26 protein-coding genes and 3 tRNA genes are annotated in these 24934 nt (G+C 52.0%); 14 read left to right on the forward strand and 15 right to left on the reverse strand.

Annotated elements, in window-relative coordinates; translation table 11 throughout:
• Window positions 1-54: 54 nt before the first annotated feature.
• The 8 genes from KCR01S_RS12440 to KCR01S_RS24205 all read right to left on the reverse strand — a co-directional run bounded on the left by KCR01S_RS12440 (window position 55) and on the right by KCR01S_RS24205 (window position 6511).
• Window positions 55-834 carry a metal-dependent hydrolase gene (locus KCR01S_RS12440; RefSeq protein WP_061283044.1) on the reverse strand — a complete coding sequence of 260 codons (780 nt, stop codon included), beginning with the start codon at window positions 832-834 and terminating at the stop codon, window positions 55-57.
• Complete coding sequence (locus KCR01S_RS12445) at window positions 831-1892, reverse strand: patatin-like phospholipase family protein (RefSeq protein ID WP_061283046.1); 1062 nt, start codon at window positions 1890-1892, stop codon at window positions 831-833. The genes KCR01S_RS12440 and KCR01S_RS12445 overlap by 4 nt, the downstream gene beginning before the upstream one ends.
• Window positions 1893-2014: 122 nt before the next feature.
• Window positions 2015-2176, reverse strand: a complete 162-nt coding sequence (locus KCR01S_RS12450) for a DUF1328 domain-containing protein (RefSeq protein ID WP_146751526.1) — start codon at window positions 2174-2176, stop codon at window positions 2015-2017.
• Between the two features lie 128 nt (window positions 2177-2304).
• Window positions 2305-2901 (reverse strand): molecular chaperone OsmY, encoded by a 597-nt coding sequence (osmY, locus tag KCR01S_RS12455; protein ID WP_061283050.1) that lies wholly within the window; start codon window positions 2899-2901, stop codon window positions 2305-2307.
• Window positions 2902-3305: 404 nt separating this feature from the next.
• Window positions 3306-4895 carry a peptide chain release factor 3 gene (prfC, locus tag KCR01S_RS12460; protein WP_061283051.1) on the reverse strand — a complete coding sequence of 530 codons (1590 nt, stop codon included), beginning with the start codon at window positions 4893-4895 and terminating at the stop codon, window positions 3306-3308.
• A gap of 92 nt (window positions 4896-4987) precedes the next feature.
• Window positions 4988-5665, reverse strand: coding sequence for a pyrimidine 5'-nucleotidase (gene yjjG / locus KCR01S_RS12465; protein ID WP_061283098.1), 678 nt, complete (start codon window positions 5663-5665; stop codon window positions 4988-4990).
• A gap of 17 nt (window positions 5666-5682) precedes the next feature.
• Window positions 5683-6129: a ribosomal protein S18-alanine N-acetyltransferase gene (gene rimI / locus KCR01S_RS12470; RefSeq protein WP_061283099.1), complete on the reverse strand. Its 447-nt coding sequence runs from the start codon at window positions 6127-6129 to the stop codon at window positions 5683-5685.
• The gene (locus tag KCR01S_RS24205) at window positions 6098-6511 is read right to left on the reverse strand and encodes a DNA polymerase III subunit psi (RefSeq protein WP_072277144.1); all 414 of its coding nucleotides are present in this window, start codon (window positions 6509-6511) and stop codon (window positions 6098-6100) included. Before KCR01S_RS24205 ends, rimI begins: the two co-directional genes overlap by 32 nt.
• Before the next feature lie 164 nt (window positions 6512-6675).
• Here KCR01S_RS24205 and rsmC point away from each other — a divergent pair, with 164 nt between their 5' ends.
• From rsmC to KCR01S_RS12490, 4 genes are all read left to right on the forward strand, one after another.
• On the forward strand, window positions 6676-7707 hold the full coding sequence (gene rsmC / locus KCR01S_RS12475) for a 16S rRNA (guanine(1207)-N(2))-methyltransferase RsmC (protein WP_061283053.1): 1032 nt from the start codon (window positions 6676-6678) through the stop codon (window positions 7705-7707).
• A gap of 166 nt (window positions 7708-7873) precedes the next feature.
• Window positions 7874-7960: transfer RNA gene (locus KCR01S_RS12480), tRNA-Leu, on the forward strand.
• Between the two features lie 27 nt (window positions 7961-7987).
• Window positions 7988-8073, forward strand: a tRNA-Leu gene (locus KCR01S_RS12485).
• A 32-nt stretch (window positions 8074-8105) separates the two neighbouring features.
• Window positions 8106-8192: transfer RNA gene (locus tag KCR01S_RS12490), tRNA-Leu, on the forward strand.
• A gap of 39 nt (window positions 8193-8231) precedes the next feature.
• On the opposite strand, the gene KCR01S_RS12495 is transcribed toward KCR01S_RS12490, so the two are convergent.
• The gene (locus tag KCR01S_RS12495) at window positions 8232-8471 is read right to left on the reverse strand and encodes a DUF1435 domain-containing protein (protein ID WP_061283055.1); all 240 of its coding nucleotides are present in this window, start codon (window positions 8469-8471) and stop codon (window positions 8232-8234) included.
• A 228-nt stretch (window positions 8472-8699) separates the two neighbouring features.
• Here KCR01S_RS12495 and KCR01S_RS12500 point away from each other — a divergent pair, with 228 nt between their 5' ends.
• Window positions 8700-9764: a GGDEF domain-containing protein gene (locus KCR01S_RS12500; RefSeq protein ID WP_061283057.1), complete on the forward strand. Its 1065-nt coding sequence runs from the start codon at window positions 8700-8702 to the stop codon at window positions 9762-9764.
• 102 nt (window positions 9765-9866) lie between these two features.
• On the forward strand, window positions 9867-10655 hold the full coding sequence (fhuF, locus tag KCR01S_RS12505) for a siderophore-iron reductase FhuF (RefSeq protein ID WP_061283059.1): 789 nt from the start codon (window positions 9867-9869) through the stop codon (window positions 10653-10655).
• Between the two features lie 36 nt (window positions 10656-10691).
• Here fhuF and KCR01S_RS12510 read toward each other — a convergent pair whose 3' ends face one another.
• Entirely contained in the window at window positions 10692-12038 is a 1347-nt protein-coding gene (locus tag KCR01S_RS12510; protein WP_052283201.1) for a PTS sugar transporter subunit IIC, read from the reverse strand.
• A gap of 337 nt (window positions 12039-12375) precedes the next feature.
• Between KCR01S_RS12510 and KCR01S_RS12515 the strand changes: the two genes are divergently transcribed.
• Window positions 12376-12834: a YbaK/EbsC family protein gene (locus tag KCR01S_RS12515; RefSeq protein ID WP_061283061.1), complete on the forward strand. Its 459-nt coding sequence runs from the start codon at window positions 12376-12378 to the stop codon at window positions 12832-12834.
• Between the two features lie 11 nt (window positions 12835-12845).
• Here the strand turns inward: KCR01S_RS12515 and bglJ are convergent, their stop codons facing one another.
• The 4 genes from bglJ to pobA all read right to left on the reverse strand — a co-directional run bounded on the left by bglJ (window position 12846) and on the right by pobA (window position 16559).
• Window positions 12846-13526, reverse strand: a complete 681-nt coding sequence (gene bglJ, locus KCR01S_RS12520; RefSeq protein WP_072277145.1) for a DNA-binding transcriptional activator BglJ — start codon at window positions 13524-13526, stop codon at window positions 12846-12848.
• Window positions 13490-14212, reverse strand: a complete 723-nt coding sequence (locus KCR01S_RS12525; protein ID WP_061283062.1) for a helix-turn-helix transcriptional regulator — start codon at window positions 14210-14212, stop codon at window positions 13490-13492. Before KCR01S_RS12525 ends, bglJ begins: the two co-directional genes overlap by 37 nt.
• Window positions 14213-14480: 268 nt before the next feature.
• Window positions 14481-15371 (reverse strand): helix-turn-helix domain-containing protein, encoded by an 891-nt coding sequence (locus KCR01S_RS12530; RefSeq protein WP_061283063.1) that lies wholly within the window; start codon window positions 15369-15371, stop codon window positions 14481-14483.
• Between the two features lie 3 nt (window positions 15372-15374).
• On the reverse strand, window positions 15375-16559 hold the full coding sequence (pobA, locus tag KCR01S_RS12535) for a 4-hydroxybenzoate 3-monooxygenase (protein WP_061283064.1): 1185 nt from the start codon (window positions 16557-16559) through the stop codon (window positions 15375-15377).
• Window positions 16560-16838: 279 nt separating this feature from the next.
• Here pobA and KCR01S_RS12540 point away from each other — a divergent pair, with 279 nt between their 5' ends.
• The 7 genes from KCR01S_RS12540 to KCR01S_RS12570 all read left to right on the forward strand — a co-directional run bounded on the left by KCR01S_RS12540 (window position 16839) and on the right by KCR01S_RS12570 (window position 23098).
• Entirely contained in the window at window positions 16839-17615 is a 777-nt protein-coding gene (locus KCR01S_RS12540) for a threonine/serine exporter family protein (protein ID WP_061283065.1), read from the forward strand.
• Complete coding sequence (locus KCR01S_RS12545) at window positions 17606-18079, forward strand: threonine/serine exporter (protein ID WP_061283066.1); 474 nt, start codon at window positions 17606-17608, stop codon at window positions 18077-18079. The genes KCR01S_RS12540 and KCR01S_RS12545 overlap by 10 nt, the downstream gene beginning before the upstream one ends.
• Before the next feature lie 115 nt (window positions 18080-18194).
• Window positions 18195-18734, forward strand: coding sequence for a primosomal protein DnaT (gene dnaT, locus KCR01S_RS12550; protein WP_061283067.1), 540 nt, complete (start codon window positions 18195-18197; stop codon window positions 18732-18734).
• Window positions 18735-18736: 2 nt separating this feature from the next.
• Window positions 18737-19474: a replicative helicase loader DnaC gene (gene dnaC, locus KCR01S_RS12555; RefSeq protein ID WP_061283068.1), complete on the forward strand. Its 738-nt coding sequence runs from the start codon at window positions 18737-18739 to the stop codon at window positions 19472-19474.
• Window positions 19475-19542: 68 nt separating this feature from the next.
• The gene (locus KCR01S_RS12560; protein WP_061283069.1) at window positions 19543-20031 is read left to right on the forward strand and encodes a YjjA family protein; all 489 of its coding nucleotides are present in this window, start codon (window positions 19543-19545) and stop codon (window positions 20029-20031) included.
• Window positions 20032-20229: 198 nt separating this feature from the next.
• Window positions 20230-22524, forward strand: coding sequence for a phosphatidylglycerol--membrane-oligosaccharide glycerophosphotransferase (gene opgB, locus KCR01S_RS12565; RefSeq protein WP_061283070.1), 2295 nt, complete (start codon window positions 20230-20232; stop codon window positions 22522-22524).
• A gap of 58 nt (window positions 22525-22582) precedes the next feature.
• The gene (locus tag KCR01S_RS12570; RefSeq protein ID WP_061283071.1) at window positions 22583-23098 is read left to right on the forward strand and encodes a GNAT family N-acetyltransferase; all 516 of its coding nucleotides are present in this window, start codon (window positions 22583-22585) and stop codon (window positions 23096-23098) included.
• A 26-nt stretch (window positions 23099-23124) separates the two neighbouring features.
• On the opposite strand, the gene tsr is transcribed toward KCR01S_RS12570, so the two are convergent.
• On the reverse strand, window positions 23125-24789 hold the full coding sequence (tsr, locus tag KCR01S_RS12575; protein ID WP_061283072.1) for a methyl-accepting chemotaxis protein: 1665 nt from the start codon (window positions 24787-24789) through the stop codon (window positions 23125-23127).
• Between the last annotated feature and the right edge of the window lie 145 nt (window positions 24790-24934).

Genomic DNA, 24934 nt, shown 5'->3' on the forward strand with positions numbered 1-24934 from the left:
CAGGTTTAGCGCAAGAGAAACAGGTTAAAAAGTAATAATGAGATCTAAGTCACCCTACAAGTTCGAAAAAAGTGCCGTGGTGTTCTCATAAAGAGCGTGAGCAATCTCATCCGGCGGCTCATCGCGTAAAGTACATAAGCAGGCGAACACCTCGGCAACCCGTTCAGGGCGGTTCGGCTGCCCTTGAAAACCGTTTAGCGGCATATCGGGAGCGTCGGTTTCCAACACCAGCGCATGAAGCGGTAACCTGGCCATGACATCGCGGGTCTTTTTCGCGCGGGGATAAGATATCGTGCCGCCGACGCCAATTTTATAGCCCAACTGCACGAAGCGTTCAGCCTGTTGCAGGCTGCCGGCAAAACCATGCACCACGCCTGTTCTCGGAAGATTGTGCCGCTTTAAGTGCAGCGACAACTGATCGTGGGTTCGCCGTGAGTGCAGAATCACCGGCAGATCGTAGCGTTTCGCCAGCTGCAATTGCGCATCCAGCAGGTACTGCTGGCGTTCAAACTGCGGATTGTCACGATACAAATCGAGACCGATCTCTCCCACCGCGACCAGTTTTAATGGCTTCTGGGCAATTTCCGCTTCAAGCGCCGCCAGGCTCTCATCGCGATGTCGCTCCACAACAATGGGATGCAAACCTATCGCAGCGTACAGCGGAGAAAATTGCGTGGCCAACGCCAGCACGCGCGAAAAATTGTCGGCTTCAGTGGCCGGGATAATGATCTTGCCAATCCCGGCCGCGGCGGCACGCTCGAGACTTGCCGCTTCATCACCGGTGAACGGGGGAAAATCAAAATGGCAATGGGTGTCAATGAAACGGCCGTTCACGCCAGGTCCTTATCGTTAAAAAGTGTATCGTTTCCTGGCAATATGCCGGTCATTGTCGCCGCAGGTATATCGTTGGCAACCGGTATTGCGGGGATAGATGGCACGCTCGGTGCACGGTGGCGGACCAGCGGCGGTTTCTCCGCTAACAGTTTACCGATGGTCGCCAGAAAGTAGCGGCCGCATAAACGCCCTATTTTATAGTCCTGACGCAGCGCGGGAATACCGCTGCCTAGCGCCATGCTTAGCAACGGTTTTGGCGGATAGATTTCAAAAATACGCAGTTTGCCCGGAGGATTTTCAATAAATTGCTGGATCTCGGTATAGCTAGCCTCATGGTGCTGTACCAGGTTCACCAGCGGCTGCAGGCTACTTTCACCGAGCCAGCGCTCCATACGTTTAAACCATTGCGGCGTGTAATACATTTGCGACGGAACGGTACGAATAACGACCAGCGTCTTTGCGCCCTGCTTCGCAGCCTCACGAACAGGAATCGCATCGCTCACACCGCCATCAAGGTAACTGACACCGTCCAGTGCAACGCCTGGGCGGTAAAAGCCGGGAATCGCGCTGGATGCCCGAATAATATCGAGCCAATTCTGTTTCGTAGGTGAAAAATAGCTGGGCGTATAGTCATCGCTTCGGCAGGCGCAGATATAAAAGGATTTCCCCAGCTCAAACAAGCGTTCGGCGGTGTCCATCGCCAGCGGCATTTGCCCGGCGGTAGAACCAACCAGCCAGTCGAGATCGATAAGGTTACCGCCGCGGACAAAGCGAACCGGGTCGAAAAACTCCCGCCGGGTGGTGTAGCGCATGATGACTTTGCGTCCATATCCCGGTTGGTGGCATACATAGGCGGAAAGATTTTGTGCACCCGCGGAGGTGCCATAGTAGAGATCGAAAGGGTTGAACTGTGCCCGCATAAATTCATCAAGCACCCCAGCGGTGAAAATACCTCGCTGTCCTCCACCCTCACAGACCAGCGCCATGCGGCCCGGTTTAAAACGACTCAGCGATAATGGCGCAATATTGCCAAGCGTGACGGGTATACGCTGCCCCACCTCTGCCTACCTGTTTTTGGATTCTTCAGTCTTACAAAGTAGCCTAAATTCCCGTCCGCTAAAACTAATAAAGCCAGTCCTCTGGACTGGCTTTGCTGTCATGCTACTTTTCGCGTGGCGTTCTAGGGCCGTTTACGCCCAGCAAACAGGCTCACCAGGAAGATGATGATCCCCACCACGAAGACAATTTTTGCTGCCCAAGCAGCGGTACCCGCCAGTCCACCAAATCCTAATGCGGCGGCAATTAACGCGATAACCAGAAATATAATGCCCCAACGAAACATAAGCTTCTCCTTTACCATAGTTAATGTCGACCGCTTGCTATGAACGTTCAAACCACTCATATGCACTATTTTTAGTGTGGTGCACATTTTGTCTCCTGCCAAATACCAGGAGACAAAATGACGACTTATTACTGCATTTTCAGATCATTTTTGACGCTTTTCACGCCATCAACCGCTTTAGCGATACTTTCAGCACGATCGCTTTGTGCCTGAGATTTTACGGTCCCCGACAGCTGAACAATGCCATCGGTGGTCTCCACTTTCACGTTTCGCGAAGGAACGATATCGTCCGCCAGCAGTTTCGCTTTCACTTCACTGGTTGTGGCCGTGTCGCCGGCATAGCCTTTCATCGAACTTTCTTTACTGTCACGGACATGGAGTTTGTCACTCACCGAGCTCACGCCCTCAACCGCCTTCGCCGCCGCAACCGCCGCTTCGGCCTGAGATTGGCTCTGTACAAAGCCACTCAATGTCACGACTTTCTTATCCGTTTTCACCGAGATATCGGTGCTCTTAATGCTGTCGTTATCCACCAGGGCGGCTTTGACTTTCGCCGTGATGGCGCTGTCATCCATAAAGCTCCCCACTTTATTCCCTGCACTTTCGGCGCTCGCCTGAGCCTTATCCATCGTCGTTGTTTCAGCATAGACGGAACCGGTGGCAACAGCTGAAGTCAGCATCACGGCAAGCAGAGTTTTGGACATCGCCATTTTTTTCATCGTCATCAATATATTCCTATCTGTTTTGCTCGCAATTTGAGCATTCGCAACCCGCAGGTTGCATTGCTGAATAGGGTAAGAATCCCCTATGACCGCGTATTTCTAACGGCTGCCCGAATCCATCGAGCTCATCAATCACCGCTAAATCGCGCCCTAATCCAGTTATTAATATTGCGATAGAAATAAATGTTAGCTTTAAGCGCTCATCTAAAATTGAATATCAGAATTTAAAGCCAACACATATGTCATCACTTTGTTAAATATAGATCACAATTTTGAAACTGCTCGCTTCGCTGAGCAAAAAACAGACAGTTAGCGAAAAAAGAGAGGGAATTAAGAACTTTCCGTAAGAGGCTAATAAGGAAGGAAAAGTGTCAGGGCGCAGCGGCTGCTGCGCCCTGAAGAGGTTTTTAGTGCTCGCGAGTTTTACGGAACTCAACTTCAGGATAACGCTCCTGAGTCAGGTTGAGATTCACCATGGTCGGCGCGATGTAAGTCAGATTATCACCGCCGTCCAGCGCCAGCTGAACTTCGTTTTTACGCTTGAATTCTTCGAATTTCTTCACGTCTTTGCTCTCTACCCAGCGGGCGGTAGCGACGTTAACGGATTCGTAGATAGCTTCAACGTTGTATTCGCTTTTCAGACGCGCAACCACCACGTCAAACTGCAGTACCCCGACCGCGCCAACGATCAAATCGTTGTTGGCGATAGGACGGAATACCTGCACAGCGCCCTCTTCCGACAGCTGGACCAGCCCTTTGAGCAGCTGTTTCTGCTTCAGCGGATCTTTCAGGCGGATACGACGGAACAGTTCAGGTGCGAAGTTTGGAATACCGGTGAACTTCATCATCTCACCTTGAGTAAAGGTGTCGCCAATCTGGATTGTCCCGTGGTTATGCAGGCCAATGATGTCACCGGGATAGGCTTCTTCAACATGCGAACGGTCGCCGGCCATGAAGGTCAACGCATCGGAAATCACCACATCTTTGCCAATACGCACCTGACGCAGCTTCATACCTTTTTCATACTTACCGGACACCACACGCATAAACGCCACGCGGTCGCGGTGTTTCGGGTCCATATTAGCCTGAATTTTGAACACGAAGCCGGTGAATTTCTCATCCTGCGCTTCAACCAGACGCGTGTCGGTATGACGCGGCATCGGGGCCGGAGCCCACTCAACCAGACCATCCAGCATATGGTCTACGCCGAAGTTACCCAGTGCGGTCCCAAAGAATACCGGGGTAATTTCGCCCGCGAGGAACAGATCTTTATCAAACTCGTTGGACGCACCCTGAACCAATTCCAGCTCATCACGCAGCTGCTGAGCCAGGTCTTCACCCACCGCCGCATCCAGATCCGGATTGTTGAGACCTTTAACAATGCGCACTTCCTGGATGGTGTGGCCTTTACCGGTCTGATACAGATAGGTTTCATCTTTATAAAGGTGGTACACGCCTTTAAACAGCTTGCCGCAGCCGATCGGCCAGGTGATTGGCGCACAGCCGATTTTCAGCTCACGCTCCACTTCATCCAGCACTTCCATCGGATCGCGGATGTCACGGTCAAGTTTGTTCATGAAAGTCAGGATCGGCGTATCGCGCAGACGGGTAACTTCCATCAGCTTACGGGTACGATCCTCGACGCCTTTGGCGGCATCGATAACCATCAGACAGCAGTCAACCGCGGTCAGAGTACGGTAGGTATCTTCCGAGAAGTCTTCGTGCCCTGGGGTATCCAGCAGGTTAACCAGGCAATCGTGATACGGGAACTGCATAACGGACGTAGTAATGGAGATACCACGCTGCTTTTCCATTTCCATCCAGTCAGATTTCGCATGCTGGCTAGAGCCGCGGCCTTTTACGGTACCCGCGGTCTGAATGGCCTGTCCGAATAACAGTACCTTTTCCGTGATTGTCGTTTTACCGGCATCCGGGTGAGAAATAATGGCAAAAGTGCGGCGCTTGGCCACCTCTTGCAGATAAGGAGACAACGTCATAATTCATTCTTCTTAGTAAACGCGGCAACGCGCCACGCATGTTGAATACGAAAAAATTGCGGCTATTTTACCCATCAATGGGGGGCTGGCAATCACTGTTTACACAGGAGTAACTCCAGTTCTGGCAATGAGGTCACCGTCCAGTCAGGCTTGATGCCTTCCGGCAACGGACGTTGATGCGCGTTCAGCCAGCAGGTTGCCCACCCGGCATTCATGCCACCGCGAATATCGGACTCTGCGGTATCGCCCACCATCAGCACCCGTGAAGGGTCCGGATGACCGGCTTTTTCAAGGGTATAGTCGAAGATTCGGCGATCCGGTTTTGCCACGCCAACTTCTTCAGAAATAATAAGTAAATCAAAATGTTCACACAAGCCGGTGCGTTCAAGCCGCGTCTGCTGTAGCGAGGTAAAACCATTGGTGATGATGCCCATTTTCACCTTGCCTTGCAGGGCGTTCAACAGCGATACGGCCCCCGGCAGCGGTGCGCAAATCTCAGCCATTGCGTTCATAAAGGCATCGTTCAGGTCGCCCGGATGCACATTCAAACGCTGTGCCCAACTGGTAAAACGCTGATGCTGAAGCTGAAGCGAAGTAATCGCGCCATTCTGGTAATCCACCCACAGCGGTTTATTCACCGCCTGGTAGTCCTGAAAATCTTCCGCGGTAAAGGTCACGCTGTAGTCGAGAAACATCCGCTGTAGGCCGCTAAACGAGTCAAAGGTAAACAACGTCTCGTCGGCATCGAAGAAAATCCAGTCCCACTTCATCATCTTTTCACCTTGTCTTACATACTGATGGGCAGCGCCATAATAATGGCATCCTCACGGCCATCCGCCGTGGGGTAATAATTGCGACGAATGGTCGCTTCGTTAAAGCCTAAACTCTCATACAAAGCGATAGCCGCGTGATTTGATGCGCGAACCTCAAGCCACAGCGTCACCACGCCACGCGCTTCGAGGGTATCAATGAGATGTTCAAGCAGCTCGCGTCCCAGGCCACGACGCTGAAAGTCCGGATCAACGGCAATATTAAATAGCGTTGCTTCATCCAGCACGATTTGCGTAATGGCGAATGCCGCCATTACGCCATCAACTGACATTTGCAGATTCAGGTAACGTTCACCCTGGTTACTGGCAAAAGTTTGTTCACTCCAGGGAAACGCATAGGCGCGTTTTTCAATGTGAAAGGCGCGAGGTAAATCAGTCGTGCTGAGGATAGAAATCGTGTTCATGAGCGCAAATTTGTTGCCAAAGCGCGGCGCGCGCTGGCGCGCTGGCTTGCAGTTCATTAAATGTGGGCGTCGTAAGCACAACGCCTTCCAGCGTAACCGGTACCGGATTGCCAAGATGCCAGCTGTGGCATCGGCTGCCCTGAGGCAGCATGGCGACACGATCGGGCGTTAGCGGTAAAACCTGATCAGGCGTCAGACATAAAGCGCGTAGAATATCGCTTATCAGTGGCTCCGTCAGCGCGGGTAACGCTTCACCAACCATCACTAAACGAACGTGCTGCGGAAGCGTAATGGCGATCTCACCCTGTAGCGCCCCGGGGCGGTGCAGTGACCATTGGGTAATACCCAACTGTTGTAATTGCCAGTCTCGCCGGGATGTCATGTGAAACGCTCCTGTCTATCAAGGGCGCAAATATAGCAAATTCATCGAAACTGCGCCAATGACACACTTTACTACGTGACTGGGGTGAAAGAGTGCAGCCAACGTAGAGGCAACTTGAAGGATGACGTGTATAATCGCGGCTTAAGTTTATTGAGGAACTATTCATGTCTGCTTTTACCCCGGCAAGTGAAGTCTTGCTGCGCCACAGTGATGATTTCGAACAGAGCCGTATTTTCTTTGCCGGCGATTTGCAGGATGACCTGCCCGCGCGTCTGGAAACCGCGGCTAGCCGCGCGCATACCCAGCAATACCACCACTGGCAGGTACTGAGTCGCCAGATGAACGATAACGTCCGTTTTAGCCTCGTGGCCGAAGCGGGTGATGTGGCGGACAGCGATACGTTTATTTACTACTGGCCCAAAAACAAGCCAGAAGCGCAGTTCCAGTTGATGAATATTCTGTCTCTGCTGCCGGTCGGCACGGATATTTTTGTTGTGGGTGAAAACCGCAGCGGCGTGCGTAGCGCAGAGCAGATGCTGGCGGAGTTCGCGCCACTCAACAAAATTGATAGCGCTCGTCGCTGTGGCCTGTACCACGGTCGTCTGGAGAAACAGCCGACCTTTGATGCAGAATCATTCTGGGGCGAATACGTTCAGGGCGATCTGACAATCAAAACCCTGCCAGGCGTCTTCAGCCGCGATGGCTTAGACGTTGGCAGCCAACTGCTGCTCTCTACGTTAACGCCACACACCAAAGGTAAAGTCCTGGATGTTGGCTGTGGTGCGGGTGTGCTTGCTGTTTCATTGGCCAGCCATTCTCCGAAGGTCCGACTGACGCTGTGTGACGTGAATGCGGCGGCGGTAGAAGCAAGCCGCGCCACGCTTGCGGCTAACGGTATCGAAGGTGAGGTTCTGGCGAGCAACGTCTTCTCTGAGATTAACGGTCGTTTCGACATGATTATCTCCAATCCGCCGTTCCATGATGGCATGCAGACCAGCCTCGATGCAGCCCAAACGCTGATCCGTGGGGCCGTACGCCATTTAAACAGCGGCGGCGAGCTGCGCATCGTGGCCAACGCCTTCCTGCCGTATCCAGCAATTTTGGACGAAATGTTTGGTTTCCATGAAGTGATCGCCCAAACAGGACGCTTTAAAGTTTATCGTACCGTCATGACCCGCCAGGCAAAAAAAGCCTAATCTGCAGGCCGGATACCGTGTCAACGCCGTATCCGGCCGATAAAGCAACGTAATCGCCGTTTTTTGCAGCAATCGCGCATCGACCTACAATTAACTATTGACGTCAAGCGTAAAACCACTAGAATGCGCCTCCGTGGTAACGATACTTTTTATGTATCGATGGTATGCGAAGGTGGCGGAATTGGTAGACGCGCTAGCTTCAGGTGTTAGTGTCCTTACGGACGTGGGGGTTCAAGTCCCCCCCCTCGCACCATAAACCACGTTATATCGCTCGCACTGTGCGAAGGTGGCGGAATTGGTAGACGCGCTAGCTTCAGGTGTTAGTGTCCTTAGGATGTGGGGGTTCGAGTCCCCCCCCTCGCACCACGAGGGCGATATAATAGCAACGAGATTTCTGTGCGAAGGTGGCGGAATTGGTAGACGCGCTAGCTTCAGGTGTTAGTGTCCTTACGGACGTGGGGGTTCAAGTCCCCCCCCTCGCACCAGTTTCCTCGTTCTCTCCCTGAATGCCCTTCTCTCCTTATTTATTCCATCAGCTTTAAATTCATTGTTATCAAAACAATACCGCCGATTAATGCTATGCATGATGGCAGCAGCACGAAATGACGCAACTGATGATGCCAAATCATCGCGCCGCTCAACAGCAGTCCAACAACGATGACCCCGCGCCAAACATCAGCCGACAACCCCATCGTACTCAGTATCGCTAAAGCGACACCCGGAATCAAAACACCCCAGCCACTGCCCAATGTTCTCTGCAACATGACTCAACCCGTAAATGATAATGACACTCAATATCATATGTTATTTTTTGTTATTTGTCAGCTTATACGCTAAGGTTTCATAATCATTAATGACATGAATATTGTATGGTGATACGTTGTACTAAAAATAATATGTCGAATAATAAAATATTCGCGTTTTGACTCATCTTTTATTCTTGTTTTTTATGCACTTACTTATTTATTTAAGGCTGACTACAACTTCAAACAATGACTGTACAATCATGGCGCACGCTGCGCGCACAAAAATATCAGCTCACGTTCCGGCTGTATTTGTTTCTCAACCTCGTCTCATCGGCGCTCTCGGTCTTTAGCCCGATATATGACGTCGATATTTTCCCTCTGCCCGCAACGCTGATTGCGGTAGGCAGCGGAATACTGCTGCTTTGGAACTGGCGATATGCCCGTATCCGTTTGAATGTACCGATAATTTCGGCTGTCTTTGGCTGTTTGTGGGCCTGGCATATTTTAAGTAAAACTCAGATCCTTTATTCAGCAAATGACAATTTCCAGCTCGTGGCGCTATTCAGCGTGCTATTTGTTGGAACAATTGCATTTTCAAATAATATCATCGCCTTTGCGCTACATTCACTACCGACCTTTATTGTTTGCCTGATAACCAGTGGCACAGAACAATGGTGGCGAATGGCCTACTGCTTCGCGCTGCCGTTAATCGGCATTGCCATCCAATACGTTATCCAGCGGCGAAACGATACTTTCGCCCAGGGATTAATGTATAAGCTGCTGGAAGAGCGTGAAACGTTGAATGGCCTGAGCATGCTTGATCCGCTGACGGGGCTCTATAACCGCCGCGGTTTCCAATTCCGTCTGGAGTCGCTGCTGGCGGTAGGCGCGGGGCAGCATTCAGTCCTGCTACTCGATATTGACCATTTTAAGGCCTATAACGACCACTACGGCCATATGATGGGAGATCAGGCGCTGATGCGCGTTTCGGCAGCCGTTCGTAATTCAGTGCGTTCACGCGATATTGTGACCCGATTTGGCGGTGAAGAATTTATGATACTGCTGCCAAATTGCGATATTCCGACCGCCATGCAGGCAGCGGAGCGTATCCGCCAGCATGTTTATGATCTCAAAATTCCGCACATGTTTAATGCCAGCGTCGCCACCCATGTGACCGTCAGTATTGGTGTCGCACCCTTGGTTGATAAAGATATCAACGGCGCAATAGCGATGGCCGACAAAGCGCTGTACGAAGCCAAAAATATGGGCCGCAACAATATCCTGACCAGCGATCAGGTTCCCGCTGTCTAAGTTCACAAAAAGCAGGTGCAGACCACAAACCGCTTGCACCTGCTTTTATCTATAGCTACGATTACTAATCATTATCATTTAGGTTTGTATCTCGCTATTCCTATGGCTTATCGCTCCGCACCCATTGCCGATGATCTTATCTGGCGCACGCCGCTTCCCGCACGGGAAAATGCGTTCGCGGAATCAGTGCGAGCGAAAATTGCCGAACAGCGACCGCATATGCTTGAGCTTTTCCGCCTGAATGAAGCCGCGCCCGATCGTGCCAAAACGCTGGTTGAGTGGGCTAAGCCAACGGAGCTCAGCTCTCTTTTGGCCGTTTACTCCGATCATATTTACCGTCATCAGCCAACAGAGCCTCGGGAAAATAAGCCGCTGATATCGCTATGGGCACAGTGGTATATTGGCCTGCTAGTGCCACCACTGATGCTGGCACTGTTGACTGAAGAGTCGGCTATTTCTCTTTCACCAGACCATTTCCGCGTCGAGTTTCACGAGACCGGCCGCGCGGCCTGCTTCTGGGTCGATGTACACCACGATCTGCGTACCAGCCAAAAACCGATTGTTGAACGAATGGATAGCCTCGTGACGCAAATGCTGATACCGGTGGTTGAGGCTCTGGAAGCGACAGGAGAAATTAATGGCAAACTTATCTGGAGTAATACCGGTTATTTAATTAACTGGTACCTCGGTGAGATGATCGGGCTGTTAGGCGAAGAGCAGGTCAACCTTCTTCGTCAGCGGTGCTTCTTTGCCAAGACACTGGCCGATGGAGAGGATAACCCGCTATGGCGCACCGTCGTCATGCGTGATGGCCGTTTAGTTCGACGTACCTGCTGTCAGCGCTATCGTCTGCCTGACGTTCAACAGTGCGGCGACTGCACGCTTAAATGATCAACGGGACTTTCGCCCCGTTGATGCATTCACGATTTATGCAACCTGCTGGCTCTCTTCTGCCGCCGCGCGCTGCGCTTCCTCTTCTTCCTGCTCAAGCAACTGCTTTTCGTAGACTTTAAAGAACGGATAGTAGATTACCGCTGAAACACAGGCCAACAATACAACCAGAATTGCCGCACGGAAGTCCCAACCAAGTGCCCACGCGCCACCGATAGGTGCTGGCGCGGTCCACGGTACAACGGAAATAACACGGCCAATCAAATCGAGTTTCATCGCCGCCCATGCCAGAATGGCGTTTACCATCGGCGCCAACAGGAAGGGGATAAAGAACACGGGGTTCATCACGATCGGCGTACCGAAAATCACCGGTTCGTTAATGTTAAACAGACTAGGCACCACGCTTAGACGACCGATAGAACGTAAGTGCGCGGAACGGCTACGCAGGTAGCAGAACACCAGCCCCATCGTTGCACCAGACCCGCCCACCACAATGAAGAAGGTCCAGAAGGCTTCCATAAAGATGTGTGGCAGCGGCGCGCCCTGAGCCAACGCTGTCTGGTTAAGGCCCAGGTTGGTCAGCCAGAACATTTGCAGCATGCCGGAAACAATCGCAGCACCATGAATTCCCGCAAACCACAGCAGGTGGCCGATCAGAACGGCCAGCAAAATAGCCGGTAAGGAGTCAGCCGCAGAGACCAGCGGTTTAAACACAGACATAATCGCCTGAGGGATCAGCATGTCAAACTGGCTTTGGATAAACAGGCTCAGCGGATACAGCGTCAGCACAACAACCAATACCGGAATCAGCAGGTCAAATGAGTTTTTGATCATCGGCGGTACTTGATCGGGAAGCCGAATACCGATGTTACGGATTTTCAGAAAACGCATCATTTCAACGCAGTATACCGCGACCAAAATCGCCGTGAAGATACCGGTTCCCCCAAGGCTATCCACCGGCAGATGACCACTGGTTTTCGGTGCAGCCACCAGCAGAAATGCCATGATTGACAGCATCGAGCACATGAATGGGTCAAGCTGATTGGTTTTCTCGTAGTGTTTGCCGAGGTTGTACGATATCGCCGCGCAGATGTAGATAGACATGATGCCCATCGTCATATCAAACGGCGTCAGAATACGCCCTTCAAACTCCTTCGCTAAATCAAGCCACGCGCGAGCAAAGCCCCAGGTGGTATCAGGTGAAAACGGTGGATAAGCGAATACCAGCAGAAACGAACCGACGATCATAAAAGGCATCGCGGAGATAAAACCATCACGAATAGCCATAACGTGGCGCTGAGATGAAATTCGTCCTGCAACGGGACTGACGTAATTTTCTACAAAACGAAAGATTAAATTAAATGCAGCGTGATTAGCAGACATAGCAGCCCTCCTGACAGGCTTGAGACGTAAGCACAGCAACAACGATTTTGCCGACGCATAACTGGGCATACGATGAACTACCATGACGCGCGGATGTGTGGCCCGCATTGATGTTCATTTGAATACAGTTCATACACGGCTCTTATTATAGATACAAAGGAAGTTACCACCGCAGTATCAATCGCCGCGCAAAGAACAGCAACCGGTTACAGTAACCGGTTGCATTGATTGTGAAGGAGATCCAGAAATCAAACAATTTTTGCACAACTTCATCGCGATATTTACAACCCAATCCGCTTTATGACAGAGTGGCTCGCCGAAATTTCAGGAGAACACGATGAGCCTACAGTCCGTACGAGAATTCTTTGCTGAGCACGCCCCTGACATCACGATTATCGAGCTCGAACAGAGTACTGCGACCGTCGCACAGGCCGCCGCCGCGCATCAGGTTGAACCCGGACAAATCGCTAAAACGCTATCGTTAAAGATAAAAGACAAAGCTATTTTAGTGGTCGCTAAAGGCGATGCCCGACTGGACAACAAAAAGTTGAAAGAAACCTTTGGTGCAAAAGCGCGTATGCTCAGCAGCGACGAAGTCGTCATACTAACCGGGCACCCGGTTGGCGGCGTTTGCCCGTTCGGCCTGGAAAACCCGTTGGACGTATATTGCGACGTTTCTCTACAACAATATGAAGAAGTCTTACCGGCAGCAGGAGGCACCCACAGTGCGGTACGAATTTCTCCACAGAGAATGGCTAGCCTCACTGCCGCAACATGGGTCGACGTCTGCCAATAACAAGCGATTCGTTAGGCTGAACGTAGCGGCTGCGTATAAGCAGTATTACGATCGGGTAAAGACACCAGTAAATCCGCAGCGCTCAGAAGACCAACATCAGAATTCACGCCAAGCTTGGTCATCGCGTTAAATTTATGCGCTCGGATGGTTTTGATATTTCTTCCCAGCCGCTCAGAAATCTCCATCAGCGAATAACCATAAGTCATATAACGTAAAATCATATTTTCTGTAGGGCTCAAAAAGTGACACTCACTCTGAATCGATGAAATCTCTTCGCACTTATGCCCCAAAGCCGCTTCTCTCAGCAAATTTAGCATGTCTTGCTGCAGTTCCAGCAGCGCACTGGCTTTGCTCAATACTCCGTGAATGTAGGTGGGTGAAAGGTGCTTGATCAACGCCATTTCCGTTCCGTCGTTGGCCAGAATGATTCGTACCATCTCAGGGAAATCACGCGCAATTTTACCCATAGCATACAAACATTCGATCCGCGGCTCCCGAGTGCCGGACAAACAAAATATCACCGCATTGTACGAGGTTTGCCGCGCCGCCAGCTTAAACTCGGCAATGTTGCGAAAGAACTGAAAAGATCGATGCTCATCCTGAGCATGCATTAATAAATGACGCAGTCCTACCGCAGTCATAATACAGTTCTCGATTACAGCAACGCACTGCTTCCCGCCGTGCTTTTCCATTCAGCTTGCTCTCCATAGGCTGTGTAGAGGTTAAGTTCTTTTGTTCCCTGACTACTGTTGAGCCAGGCATACATTTCAGCGTTGCTACGAAGAGCAAGACGGCGCATGGCGCTATTCTTTTGCGCGCTAATGGTTTTATTGCTCTTTTTCAGTAAAGCAGCAATCTGATTGATCCCCCATCCTTTCGCTAATAAACGAAGAACCTTACGTTCTGATAGCGTTAGCATAATTAACCGTTCGCATTCGCTTTCGGTATCATCATTTTTGGGGATTGAAAGCAGCGTCTGGCTAATCTTTTCCGCACTCATGCCCCCCAACTGGATGGCCTGAATAACGCGATCGATAGAGTCAGATTCAGAAAGCAAGGTACTTTCTGGACGCATGAGGAACTCGACGGCCAGCGCATAGTATTGCCGACCAATCATAAACACCCAGTGAATATCGCGGTACTGCGACAATAGCGAATAGTATTGCTCACAAAGTGCGCGGGGATGTCTTATATCACCTGAAAAATCAATCACAACAACATCAGCGCGGCGAAGCTGAAGCAAAGTCAACTCTTCCAGAGTCTGACAAAAGTTGAGTTCGTAATCGGGAAAGTGCGTTCCCATTATGGTACTAAGCCCGGACTGCATTACCGGTATTTTACTGATGATGACTGCAAACTTGCAGAATTCTGGCACCATATAACCTCCGTATCCATTCGAAGATTCATTTCCTGAATATAAATACATTGATGCTAAATAATATTAATAGGAAATGAATCCATCCTTTCTATTCCCTTGCGTAGAATATTTTAACGCTTTGTACCAGCCTATTATTTGATGCAGATGTATGGAGTCACTGGCCGTGTTAACTCCATAAGTATTGCATATCAATTAACCAGCAATAACTTAGAAAACATTAATACCAAGATAAGAATAATTAAAATTTGGCCGCATTTTTTTATTCTCTTCACTCAATTTCGGCTTTGAAGGCTTTCGGGGTCATGCCCCCCTTCCTGCGGAAAAATCGGGAGAAATAGGTGACATCACTAAATCCCAGATAATCAGAGATTTGAGTTACGGTCATGCCGGTGTACTGCAGGCTTCTTTTCGCCTCCAGTAGCAGGCGTTGATGCAGCACCCCCAACGCGCTGGTACCGTGAAATTCCCGACACAAGCAGTTCAAATGCGTCGTGGATACCCCAAGCTTTTGTGCATACTCTGCCAACGAAAGGTGTTCGCGGTAATGGCTCTCTATCAAACGAGAAAAGTGGCGTAGTACAACGCGCTTACGCTCACTTTTATCCTCAACCGTGACCGCCTTTGCACCTTGTCGGTTAAGCCACACCAGCAGCGCACTAAGCAACGAGTAAAGCATCATTTCTCTGGCATCATTATCTTCCGTATATTCATGTAGTAGCGTCGAAAAGAGCGTCTGAATATGCCGGTTTGAACGCTTAACCAGAATGCAATCTGGCCGGCTGAGAACGTCTAACTGGTGGCCAAACTGCATTTCCAGGCGGCTCAATAAAGGGAGCGCCAGTGAAAGAACATATCCCTGAGTGCCCGGCGAGAAGCGAAAGCCATGAACACATAATGATGGAACAACCTGGATACTGGCTTCAGTCACGATCCGCCGCGCCCCCTCAACCTCAATTTCTGCCTGTCCTTTGTGGAGGTATAGCAGTTGCACCAGCTCGGCGTGTTGATGTACCCGAATATGCCATTCGTATAAACTGCTGCGCTGGAGAATTGACTCACAGTGCAGCAGCTCAGGCGTCGGCCACCCCATTTGTTCACCATAGAGCTTAAAGACCGGCACAATATCCACCGACTGTCCCGCGCCCCCCGCTCTTTTCATGCTTTATTCCACTTTTTCATAAGGCAAACCAACATAGTTCTCCGCAATCGTGGTCAGGCCCGCGCGCGATCCAAGATAGTATTGACGATCCGCTTCCTGCATTTTTCTGTCAAACGCGCTTTTGTCCTGGAAATCATGCAGAAGATGGGTCATGAACCAGCTAAACCGTTCACCTTTCCATACGCGATTCAGCGCCAGCTGCGAATATTGGGCCAGCAGATCTAAGCGCCCATGGTGATAATACTGTCGCAAGATACGCCACAGATAATTCACGTCCGATACCGCCAGGTTAAGCCCTTTCGCCCCCGTCGGCGGCACAATATGCGCTGCATCGCCAACGAGGAACATACGGCCAAACTGCATCGGCTCAACCACGTAGCTGCGTAATGGCGCAATGCTCTTTTCAAGTGAGTGACCAGTCACTAACTTTTGGCCGAGTTCAGCTGGCAGGCGGCATTTCAGCTCGTTCCAGAATCGTTCATCCGTCCATTGTTCAACCTTTTCACTCAGTGGGACCTGCAGATAATAACGACTTCTAGTTAGTGAGCGCTGACTACACAATACAAATCCACGCTCGTGGTGGGCATAGATCAGCTCTGGATTGACCGGCGGCGTGTCTGACAACAGCCCAAGCCAGCCAAACGGCCAGATGCTTTCATACTCACGGAGAATCTCGCGCGGAATGCTCTGCCGCGAAACACCGTGGAACCCATCGCAGCCCGCCACAAAATCACAGGTTAATTTGCAATGCTCTCCGTCCTTCACAAAGGTGACATACGGTTTATCACTTTTGAGATCGTGCAGCTCAACCTGTTCAACGCCATAAATCGTCTGCGCCCCGCTGGATGTGCGAGCTTCCATCAGATCGCGCGTAACCTCCGTCTGCCCGTACACCATCACGCTCTTACCTTGCGTTAACTCACTGAGCGGCACCGGAATACGTTGGCCTGCAAACAGAAACTCAACACCATGGTGAATCAGCCCTTCGGCATCCATTCGGCGGGAAACGCCAGCCTCACGCAGCAGCTCAACGGTGCCATTTTCAAGGATCCCGGCGCGGATACGCCCCAGCACGTACTCTGGCGTCTGGCGTTCCAGGATCACGGTTTTAATCCCGGCATTATGCAGCAGCTGGCCAAGCAGCAGCCCCGAAGGCCCGGCACCGATAATGGCGACTTGCGTGTTCATAGGGTGACCTCACATTCTGGTTAATTATTTGTTTGTTTTGTGTATCAATAAAGTTTCAGAATGCATTTTTGATAAGTCAGTAACGAAAAAGAAGGCCATATTCCGTTCAAAAATTGCACTTTCGAACAGTTTTGCAAAAGTGTGGGCGACATCAACTCTTCGGCCATGGGCAATTGTCGCTGAATTTTTGCACATTGTTTGATCCTGACCAGATAGCCCATGCGCACTCTTCGGGTACAAGTAGGGCATTACGCGGATGTTTTCTTGGTCAGGGTCATTATGGAAGTCGATCAGTCAGAACAACGAGTCATTACCCGGCTCTGCATTCAGTGCGGCCTATTCTTATTACAACATGGCGCAGAGAGCGCCCTGGTGGAGGAACTCTCAACCCGGCTTGGGCGTGCGTTGGGGATGGACAGCGTCGAAAGCGCGATCTCATCCAACGCGATCGTTCTGACCACAATCAAAGACGGGTTGTGCCTCACCTCCACGCGCAAAAATAGCGATCGCGGCATCAACATGCACGTGGTCACCGAAGTACAGCACATCGTCATTATGGCCGAGCACAAATTGCTGGATCATAAAGACGTCGCGAAGCGTTTTTCCCAGATTAAGCCGCTGCGCTATCCGCGATGGCTGGTGGTGCTGATGGTCGGGTTATCCTGTGCTTGTTTCTGTAAGCTCAACAACGGCGGCTGGGACGGTGCGCTCATCACCCTCTGCGCCAGCACCGTGGCGATGTATATCCGTCAGATCCTCACCCACCGCTCGATGCATCCGCAGATAAACTTCGGCCTGACCGCCTTCGTGGCAACCACCGTCTCCGGGCTGATGCTACAGCTTCCCGCTTTCCAACAGACATCTACCGTTGCCATGGCGGCAAGCGTGCTGTTGCTGGTCCCCGGCTTCCCGCTGATTAACTCAGTCGCTGACATGTTTAAAGGCCATATCAATACCGGGCTCGCCCGCTGGGCCATCGCCAGCCTGTTGACGCTGGCAACCTGTGTTGGGGTCGTGATGGCCATGACGTTATGGGGGCTTCGCGGATGGGTGTAATCGATTTTCTGTTACTGCTGGCACAAGACATGGTGCTGTCAGCGATCCCTGCCGTCGGTTTTGCGATGGTCTTTAACGTTCCCCAGCGTGCGCTTCCCTGGTGCGCTTTGCTTGGGGCTATCGGCCACGCTTCGCGGTTCACCATGATGACGGCCGGTTTCAACATTGAATGGGCCACCTTTCTCGCAGCCATGCTGGTGGGCAGCATCGGCATTCAATGGTCGCGCTGGTATCTGGCGCATCCCAAAATTTTCACCGTGGCGGCGGTGATCCCAATGTTCCCCGGTATCTCCGCCTATACGGCGATGATTTCGGCGGTAAAAATCAGCCACTTCGGTTATACCGAAGAGTTGATGATCACCCTGTTGAGCAACTTCCTCAAAGCGTCCTCCATTGTCGGCGCGCTCTCTATCGGCTTGTCAATTCCTGGGCTTTGGCTCTACCGCAAGCGCCCTCGCGTTTGACCGCAAGGGCGGCACAGGAGAGTGCCGCCCTTGCCTAAGCTTGTGCTACTATGTGCAGTATTCGTGCGGATTTCCCGCACCCTTCCCGTTGTTTTTTCTGTATTGAGATAGTGTTATGTCTTCGCGAATTTTAACGCCTAATGTGATTGGTATTGACGCATTCATCGCCGATCCCGCGGCTATTCTTGCGCAAACCCAGGGTGGTGCGCTCGCGGTGTTTGCCAATAATGCCCCCGCGTTCTATGCCATTACGCAAGAACGCCTGGCGCAACTGCTGGCGCTGGAAGAAAAACTATCCCGTCCAGGCAGCGACGTGGCACTGGATGCGCAGTTCTTTGAAGAACCGACTCCAGCGCCCATCGCCGTGCCAATGGGAAAATTTGCCATGTATGCAGGCTGGCAGCCGGATGCAGAATTCCTGCGGCTTTCCGCGCTGTGGGGTATTGCGCTTAGCGAGCCGGTCACCCCGGAAGAGCTGGCCGCGTTCGTCGCTTACTGGCAAGCGGAAGGAAAAGTATTCCACCACGTTCAGTGGCAGCAAAAACTGGCGCGCAGCGTACAGATGGGCCGGGCAAACGGCAGCAGCCAGACGCGCCGCGATATTAATACGGTCAGCGAGCCTGACAGCCATATTCCACCGGGTTTCAGAGGTTGAGCATGAAAGACGTTGGCGAATTAATGAAACGCTTGCAGAAGATGATGCCGGCGCATATCAAACCGGCATTTAAAACCGGCGAAGAGCTGCTAGCCTGGCAAAAAGAGCAGGGAGAGATCCGTGCCGCGGCGCTGGCGCGGGAGAACCGCGCCATGAAGATGCAGCGTACCTTCAACCGTTCCGGTATTCGTCCACTGCACCAGAACTGCTCGTTTGATAACTACCGCGTCGAAAACGAAGGCCAGATGAACGCGCTCGCCAAGGCGCGACAGTACGTCGATGAATTCGACGGCAACATCGCCAGCTTTATCTTTTCCGGCAAACCCGGCACCGGTAAAAATCACCTGGCGGCGGCCATCTGCAATGAACTGCTGCTGCGCGGCAAATCGGTGCTGATCATTACCGTTGCCGATATTATGTCGGCAATGAAAGAGACCTTTGGCAACCGGGAAACCAGCGAGGAGCAGCTGATAAGCGATCTGAGCAACGTCGACCTGCTGGTCATTGATGAAATCGGTATGCAAACCGAATCACGCTATGAAAAAGTGATCATCAACCAAATCGTCGATCGCCGTTCCTCATCCAAGCGTCCAACCGGTATGTTGACCAACAGCAACCTGGAAGAAATGAACAAGATGCTGGGTGAGCGCGTAATGGACCGCATGCGCCTCGGCAACAGCCTTTGGGTTATTTTTAACTGGGACAGTTATCGCAGCCGGGTGACGGGAAAAGAGTATTAAGATAAATCCGGTGAATGAGAAGAGTATACTCATCAGGTTAACTTTTACTTGCACACACGAGTCCATCCATGAAATCAGTAAAATCGATGCTTTGCCGCGTAATCATTGCTAGCGCGTTTGTTTCTACTGCGGCAGGTGCCGTATCGTTACAGGACCTGAGCAGCGCGGCAACACAGCTGAGCGGTGGTAGCAGCACGCAAAGCGGCGGTTCTTCGCTTTCGTCCTTAACCAGCCTGCTTAACGGCGGCAGCCAATCGCTGAGTTCCAGCACCATGAACAACGCCGCGGGGATCATGCAGTACTGCGCGAAAGAGAAACTGGCTTCCGTCACCAACGTCGATAACGTGAAAAATCAGGTGCTGGATAAACTGGGCCTGAGCACACCGGCCGAGCAGAAAAAAGACACCGGCTATATGGACGGTATTGAAGGTCTGCTGAATGCCAAAGATGGTCAGAAGCTGGATCTCGACAGTTTAGGCAATACTGAACTGGGCAAAAAGGTGAAAACCAAGGCCTGCGATCTGGTTCTGAAACAAGGCGTTAACTTCCTTTCCTGATGCCATATTGCGATGAATGAATCCTTTCATTTCATTCATCGCAATTATCCTCTAGCGCAAAAAATTGGTTATTTCTAAACCAATTCTGAACAACAACACACTTTCATCACGATAGAATTGCAGACAGATGACGACACAATTACATTGTGAAGTTAATTTCTGTTCAGCCAGCACACCTGGCGCGGTTGAGGACGTGTAGTGTCAGAGTTGTTATCCCTCGTGCTCTTTCTGGCTTCTATTGCAATTTATGCATGGAAGGCGGGGCGTAATAAATGGTGGTTTGCTGCCACCCTAGCGGTACTGGGCCTGTTTGTGGTCCTTAATATTACGCTGTATGCAAGTGACTATTTCACCGGCGATGGTATCAACGATGCGGTGCTCTACACCCTGACGAATAGCCTGACCGGCGCCGGGGTGGGCAAATACATTCTCCCCGGTCTCGGAATTGTTGTGGCGCTGATTGCCGTCTTTGGCGGCCTAGGCTGGCTGCTGCGCCGCCGCCGTCATCATCCCCATCACTTTGGCTATAGCCTGCTGGCGCTGATCCTGGCGGTCGGTTCGGTGGACGCCAGCCCGGCGTTTCGCCAGATTAGCGAGCTGGTAAAATCACAATCGCGTGATGGCGATCCTGACTTCTCGGCCTACTATAAAGAACCGTCGAAGACTATCCCGAATCCCAAACTAAACCTCGTTTATATCTATGGTGAAAGCCTTGAACGCACCTACTTTGACGAGCAGGCTTTCCCGAATCTGGCCCCTGAACTGGGCGCGCTAAAGAACGAAGGGCTGGATTTTAGTCACACCATGCAGCTACCGGGTACCGACTACACGATTGCCGGAATGGTCGCCTCTCAGTGTGGCATTCCGCTATTCGCGCCGTTTGAAGGCAATGCCTCCGCCTCGCTCTCAAGCTTTTTCCCACAGAATATCTGCCTCGGCGATATTCTGAAGAACTCCGGCTACGAAAACTACTTCGTGCAAGGGGCTAACCTGCGCTTTGCCGGCAAAGACGTGTTCCTGAAATCGCACGGTTTTGACTACCTGTACGGCGCCGAAGAGTTGAAAACCACCGTCGCCGACCCGTCCTATAAGAATGACTGGGGTTACTACGATGACACCGTGCTGGATGAAGCCTGGAAAAAATTTGAGGCCCTCTCCCGCGAAGGCAAACGCTTCTCACTGTTTACCTTAACCGTAGACACTCACCATCCGGACGGTTTTATCTCGCGAACCTGTCACCGTAAACGCTATGACATCAACGGCAAAGCGAATCAGTCATTTAGCGCCGTGGCCTGTAGCCAGGAAAATATTGCGGAATTTATCAATAAGATAAAAGCGTCACCGTGGTTCAAAAACACCATTATCGTCGTTTCTTCCGATCACCTGGCGATGAAAAATACCGCATGGGATGAGCTGAACAAACAAGACCGCAGCAATCTGTTCTTCGTCTTACGCGGTGACAAACCAGAAGAGCAGGATCTGTTGGCGGTGAAGCGTAACACCATGGATAACGGCGCCACGGTGCTGGATATCCTCGGTGGCGACAACTTTATCGGCCTCGGACGCAGCAGCCTGTCCGGGCAGTCGCTTTCCGAAGTGTTCCTCAACATGAAAGAAAAAGTGTTGGCCTGGAAGCCCGACGTCATCCGTCTGTGGAATTTCCCGAAAGAGATGAAAACCTTCTCTATCGACACCCAGAAAAACATGATTGCCTTCTCCGGTAGCCATTTCCGCCTGCCGTTGCTGCTGCGCGTTTCGGATAACCGCGTTGAACCCCTGCCGGAAAGTGAGTATTCCGCACCACTGCGCTACCAGTTGGCCGATTTTGCTCCGCGCGATAACTTCGTTTGGGTCGACCGCTGCTACAAAATGGCGCAACTGTGGTCGCCTGCGCTGTCGCTTTCCACCAACTGGTGCGTCTCGCAGGGCCAGCTCGGCGGCGAGCAGAAAGTGCAGCAGGTCGATAAAGCCATGTGGAACGGCAAAACCGAATTTAAAGACACGGTGATCGACATGGTGCGCTACAAGGGCAACGTCGACTCGCTGAAAATCGTCGATAACGATATTCGCTATAAAGCAGACAGCTTTATTTTCAACGTAGCCGGTGCACCTGAAGAGGTGAAAAGTTTTAGCGGCATTTCACGTCCGGAGTCCTGGGGACGGTGGTCCAACGCGCAGTTGGGTAAAGAGGTAAAGATTGAGTATCAGCATCCGCTGCCGAAGCGCTTCGATCTGGTGATCACCGCCAAAGCCTATGGCCCTAACGCTAATAAGCCGATCCCGGTACGCGTGGGTAAAAATGAACAGTTGCTCACGCTGAACAACGACGTCACCACCACCACGCTGCACTTCGAGAACCCGGCAGATGCCAATACGCTGGTGATCGTGCCGCCGGATCCGCAGTCAACCAACGATGGTAATATTCTCGGGCACTCCCCGCGCCAGCTTGGGATTGGCATGGTGGAAATCAAAGTAGTTGCCTCTGAAGGCTAATTCTCCCGATCCCGCCCGGTAGCCGTCTCTCTGCCGGGCTTCTTTCCAGGCAGGCCCTATGACCTTCTCCGTCCGTCCCACTACCCGCCACGATATCGCCGCGCTTCCTGCCATTGAGCATGCAGCCGGCCAGCGTTTTACGCAAATACCTGAGTTGGCCTGGCTTGCGGCAGGGCCCGTAATCTCCGTGGGTCAGCACCAGCAGGCCGCATCGGCGGGCATGAGCTGGGTTGTGCTGGCCGGCGATTGTCCGGTTGGCTTCCTACTGGCTGAAGCACAAGACGCATCGTTATTTATCGTTGAGATATCGCTACATAGGGCCTGGCAGGGGCAAGGCTTAGGCCGACGACTGATCGATTTTGTAGCCACGGTGGCGAAGGAGAGAGGCTTTACATCGCTAACGTTAACGACGTTTCGGCAGGTATCGTGGAATGCGCCATGGTACGCGCGGATGGGGTTTGAAATTCTGCCAGAGGCGGCATTAACCGCCGCACTCCGGCAGAAAAGACAGGAAGAAAGCGCGCATGGCCTCGCGTACGAATCACGCTGCGCCATGCGCCTGATGCTGGATTAACGCGCCCGACGGCGAGCGCGCACGTATCAGAAGGTTTCCCAGTTTTCCCCGGTATCGGTGGCCGCTGCTTTACGCAGCGTTGTCGGCGCAACCGCCGTCGTACTCACGGGCTCACGCGCCGCAGCGGCCTGGCCTTGCTGAATACGAAACACCGCCACCGCTTGCGTCAGACGGCTCGCCTGCTCTTCCAGCGCAGCGGCAGCCGCTGCCGACTCTTCCACCAGCGAGGCGTTTTGCTGGGTCACGCGGTCCATCTCGGCCACCGCCAGCCCAACCTGATCGATACCACGGCTTTGCTCATCGGACGCCGAGGCGATTTCACCCATAATGTCGGTGACGCGGGTTACCGCGTTGACGATTTCATCCATGGTTTCACCGGCGCTTTCCACCAGCGTAGAGCCGAGATCGACGCGGTTAACCGAGTCTTCAATCAGACTTTTAATTTCGCGAGCGGCCTGGGCGCTACGCTGTGCCAGGTTACGCACTTCACCCGCCACCACGGCAAAACCACGCCCCTGTTCGCCTGCACGCGCAGCTTCAACCGCGGCGTTCAGCGCCAGAATGTTGGTCTGGAAAGCAATGCCATCAATCACGCTGATAATATCGGCGATTTTCTGCGAACTGGCGGTAATATCGCGCATGGTCTGCACCACGTTATCCACCACTTTGCCGCCCTTCTGTGCAGTTTCCGACGCGCTCAGCGCCAGATGGCTGGCCTGGCGAGCATTTTCGGCGTTCTGTTTCACCGTTGCCGTCAGCTCTTCCATGCTGGCTGCGGTCTCTTCCAGAGAAGCTGCCTGCTGTTCGGTACGAGAAGAGAGATCGTTGTTGCCCATCGCAATTTCGCTGGCACCGCTGTAAATCGCATCGGCACCCTGACGAACTTCCCCGACCGTGCGCGCCAGTTCACCCTGCATGTGACGCAGAGAATGCGCCAGCTCGCCCATTTCGTTGTGACTCTCAACATCGATACGCTTCACCAGATCGCCACCGGCAATATGGCGAATGCTTTCGATTAAACGATTCAGTGGTGAGATAAGCGTTTTACGCACACCCAGCCACACGAAGACGATCACCGCCAGCACCGCAATCATGACGGCAAACAGGATCCACAGCGCCTGGCTGTAAGAGGCGTTATTATCCTTCACCGCCATATCGTACAGGCTGTCGTTTTGCTGCAGATAGTTGACGTAAGCTTTCTCAAACCCGTCCTGGTAGCCCTGGGTTGGCTGATCGAAGAATTCGTTGATCTTGCCCGCGCCCAACAGTTGGATCAATTCACCCAGCGCACCATGGTAGATATCGTAGTTACGCTGAATTTCCAGCGCCGCCGCTTCACTTTGACGCGGATCGCGCGGCATTCCTTGATACTCGGTCCAGCGTTTTTCCGCTTCCGCCAGCGATTTAGTGGCGATCTGCATCAGTTCAGCGACGGTGGCACCGCTACCAATATTATTCTGATCCATCATGTAACGGATCCCGGCGCGGTTTAAGGTATTGCGCGTTTGCAGCAGGGCAACCCAGCTCCCGTTCAGCCCGGACTGCTGCTGACGCACGGTTTGTAGAATGGTGAAGTTCTCTTTGTCATGCTTCAGGGAGTTAAAGAACAGCCCACCTGATGCCAGCTGCAACAGGCCAAACAACACCAAAACCAGCACAAGGCTGGTGACGATTTTAAGACGGTTTAACATGTTTCTCTTTCCTTTAGACGAATAACAAATTTTCGGCGGGAAAAAGAAAAACTTTACAGAAATTATGCCTATTAATACGCAGCATTATCGCGATATTACGTTAGCAACGCGCCGACCGGGCTCGACGAAAATCGTCTGCACAGAC

The organism is Kluyvera cryocrescens NBRC 102467 (assembly GCF_001571285.1).
GTDB classification, from domain to species: domain Bacteria; phylum Pseudomonadota; class Gammaproteobacteria; order Enterobacterales; family Enterobacteriaceae; genus Kluyvera; species Kluyvera cryocrescens.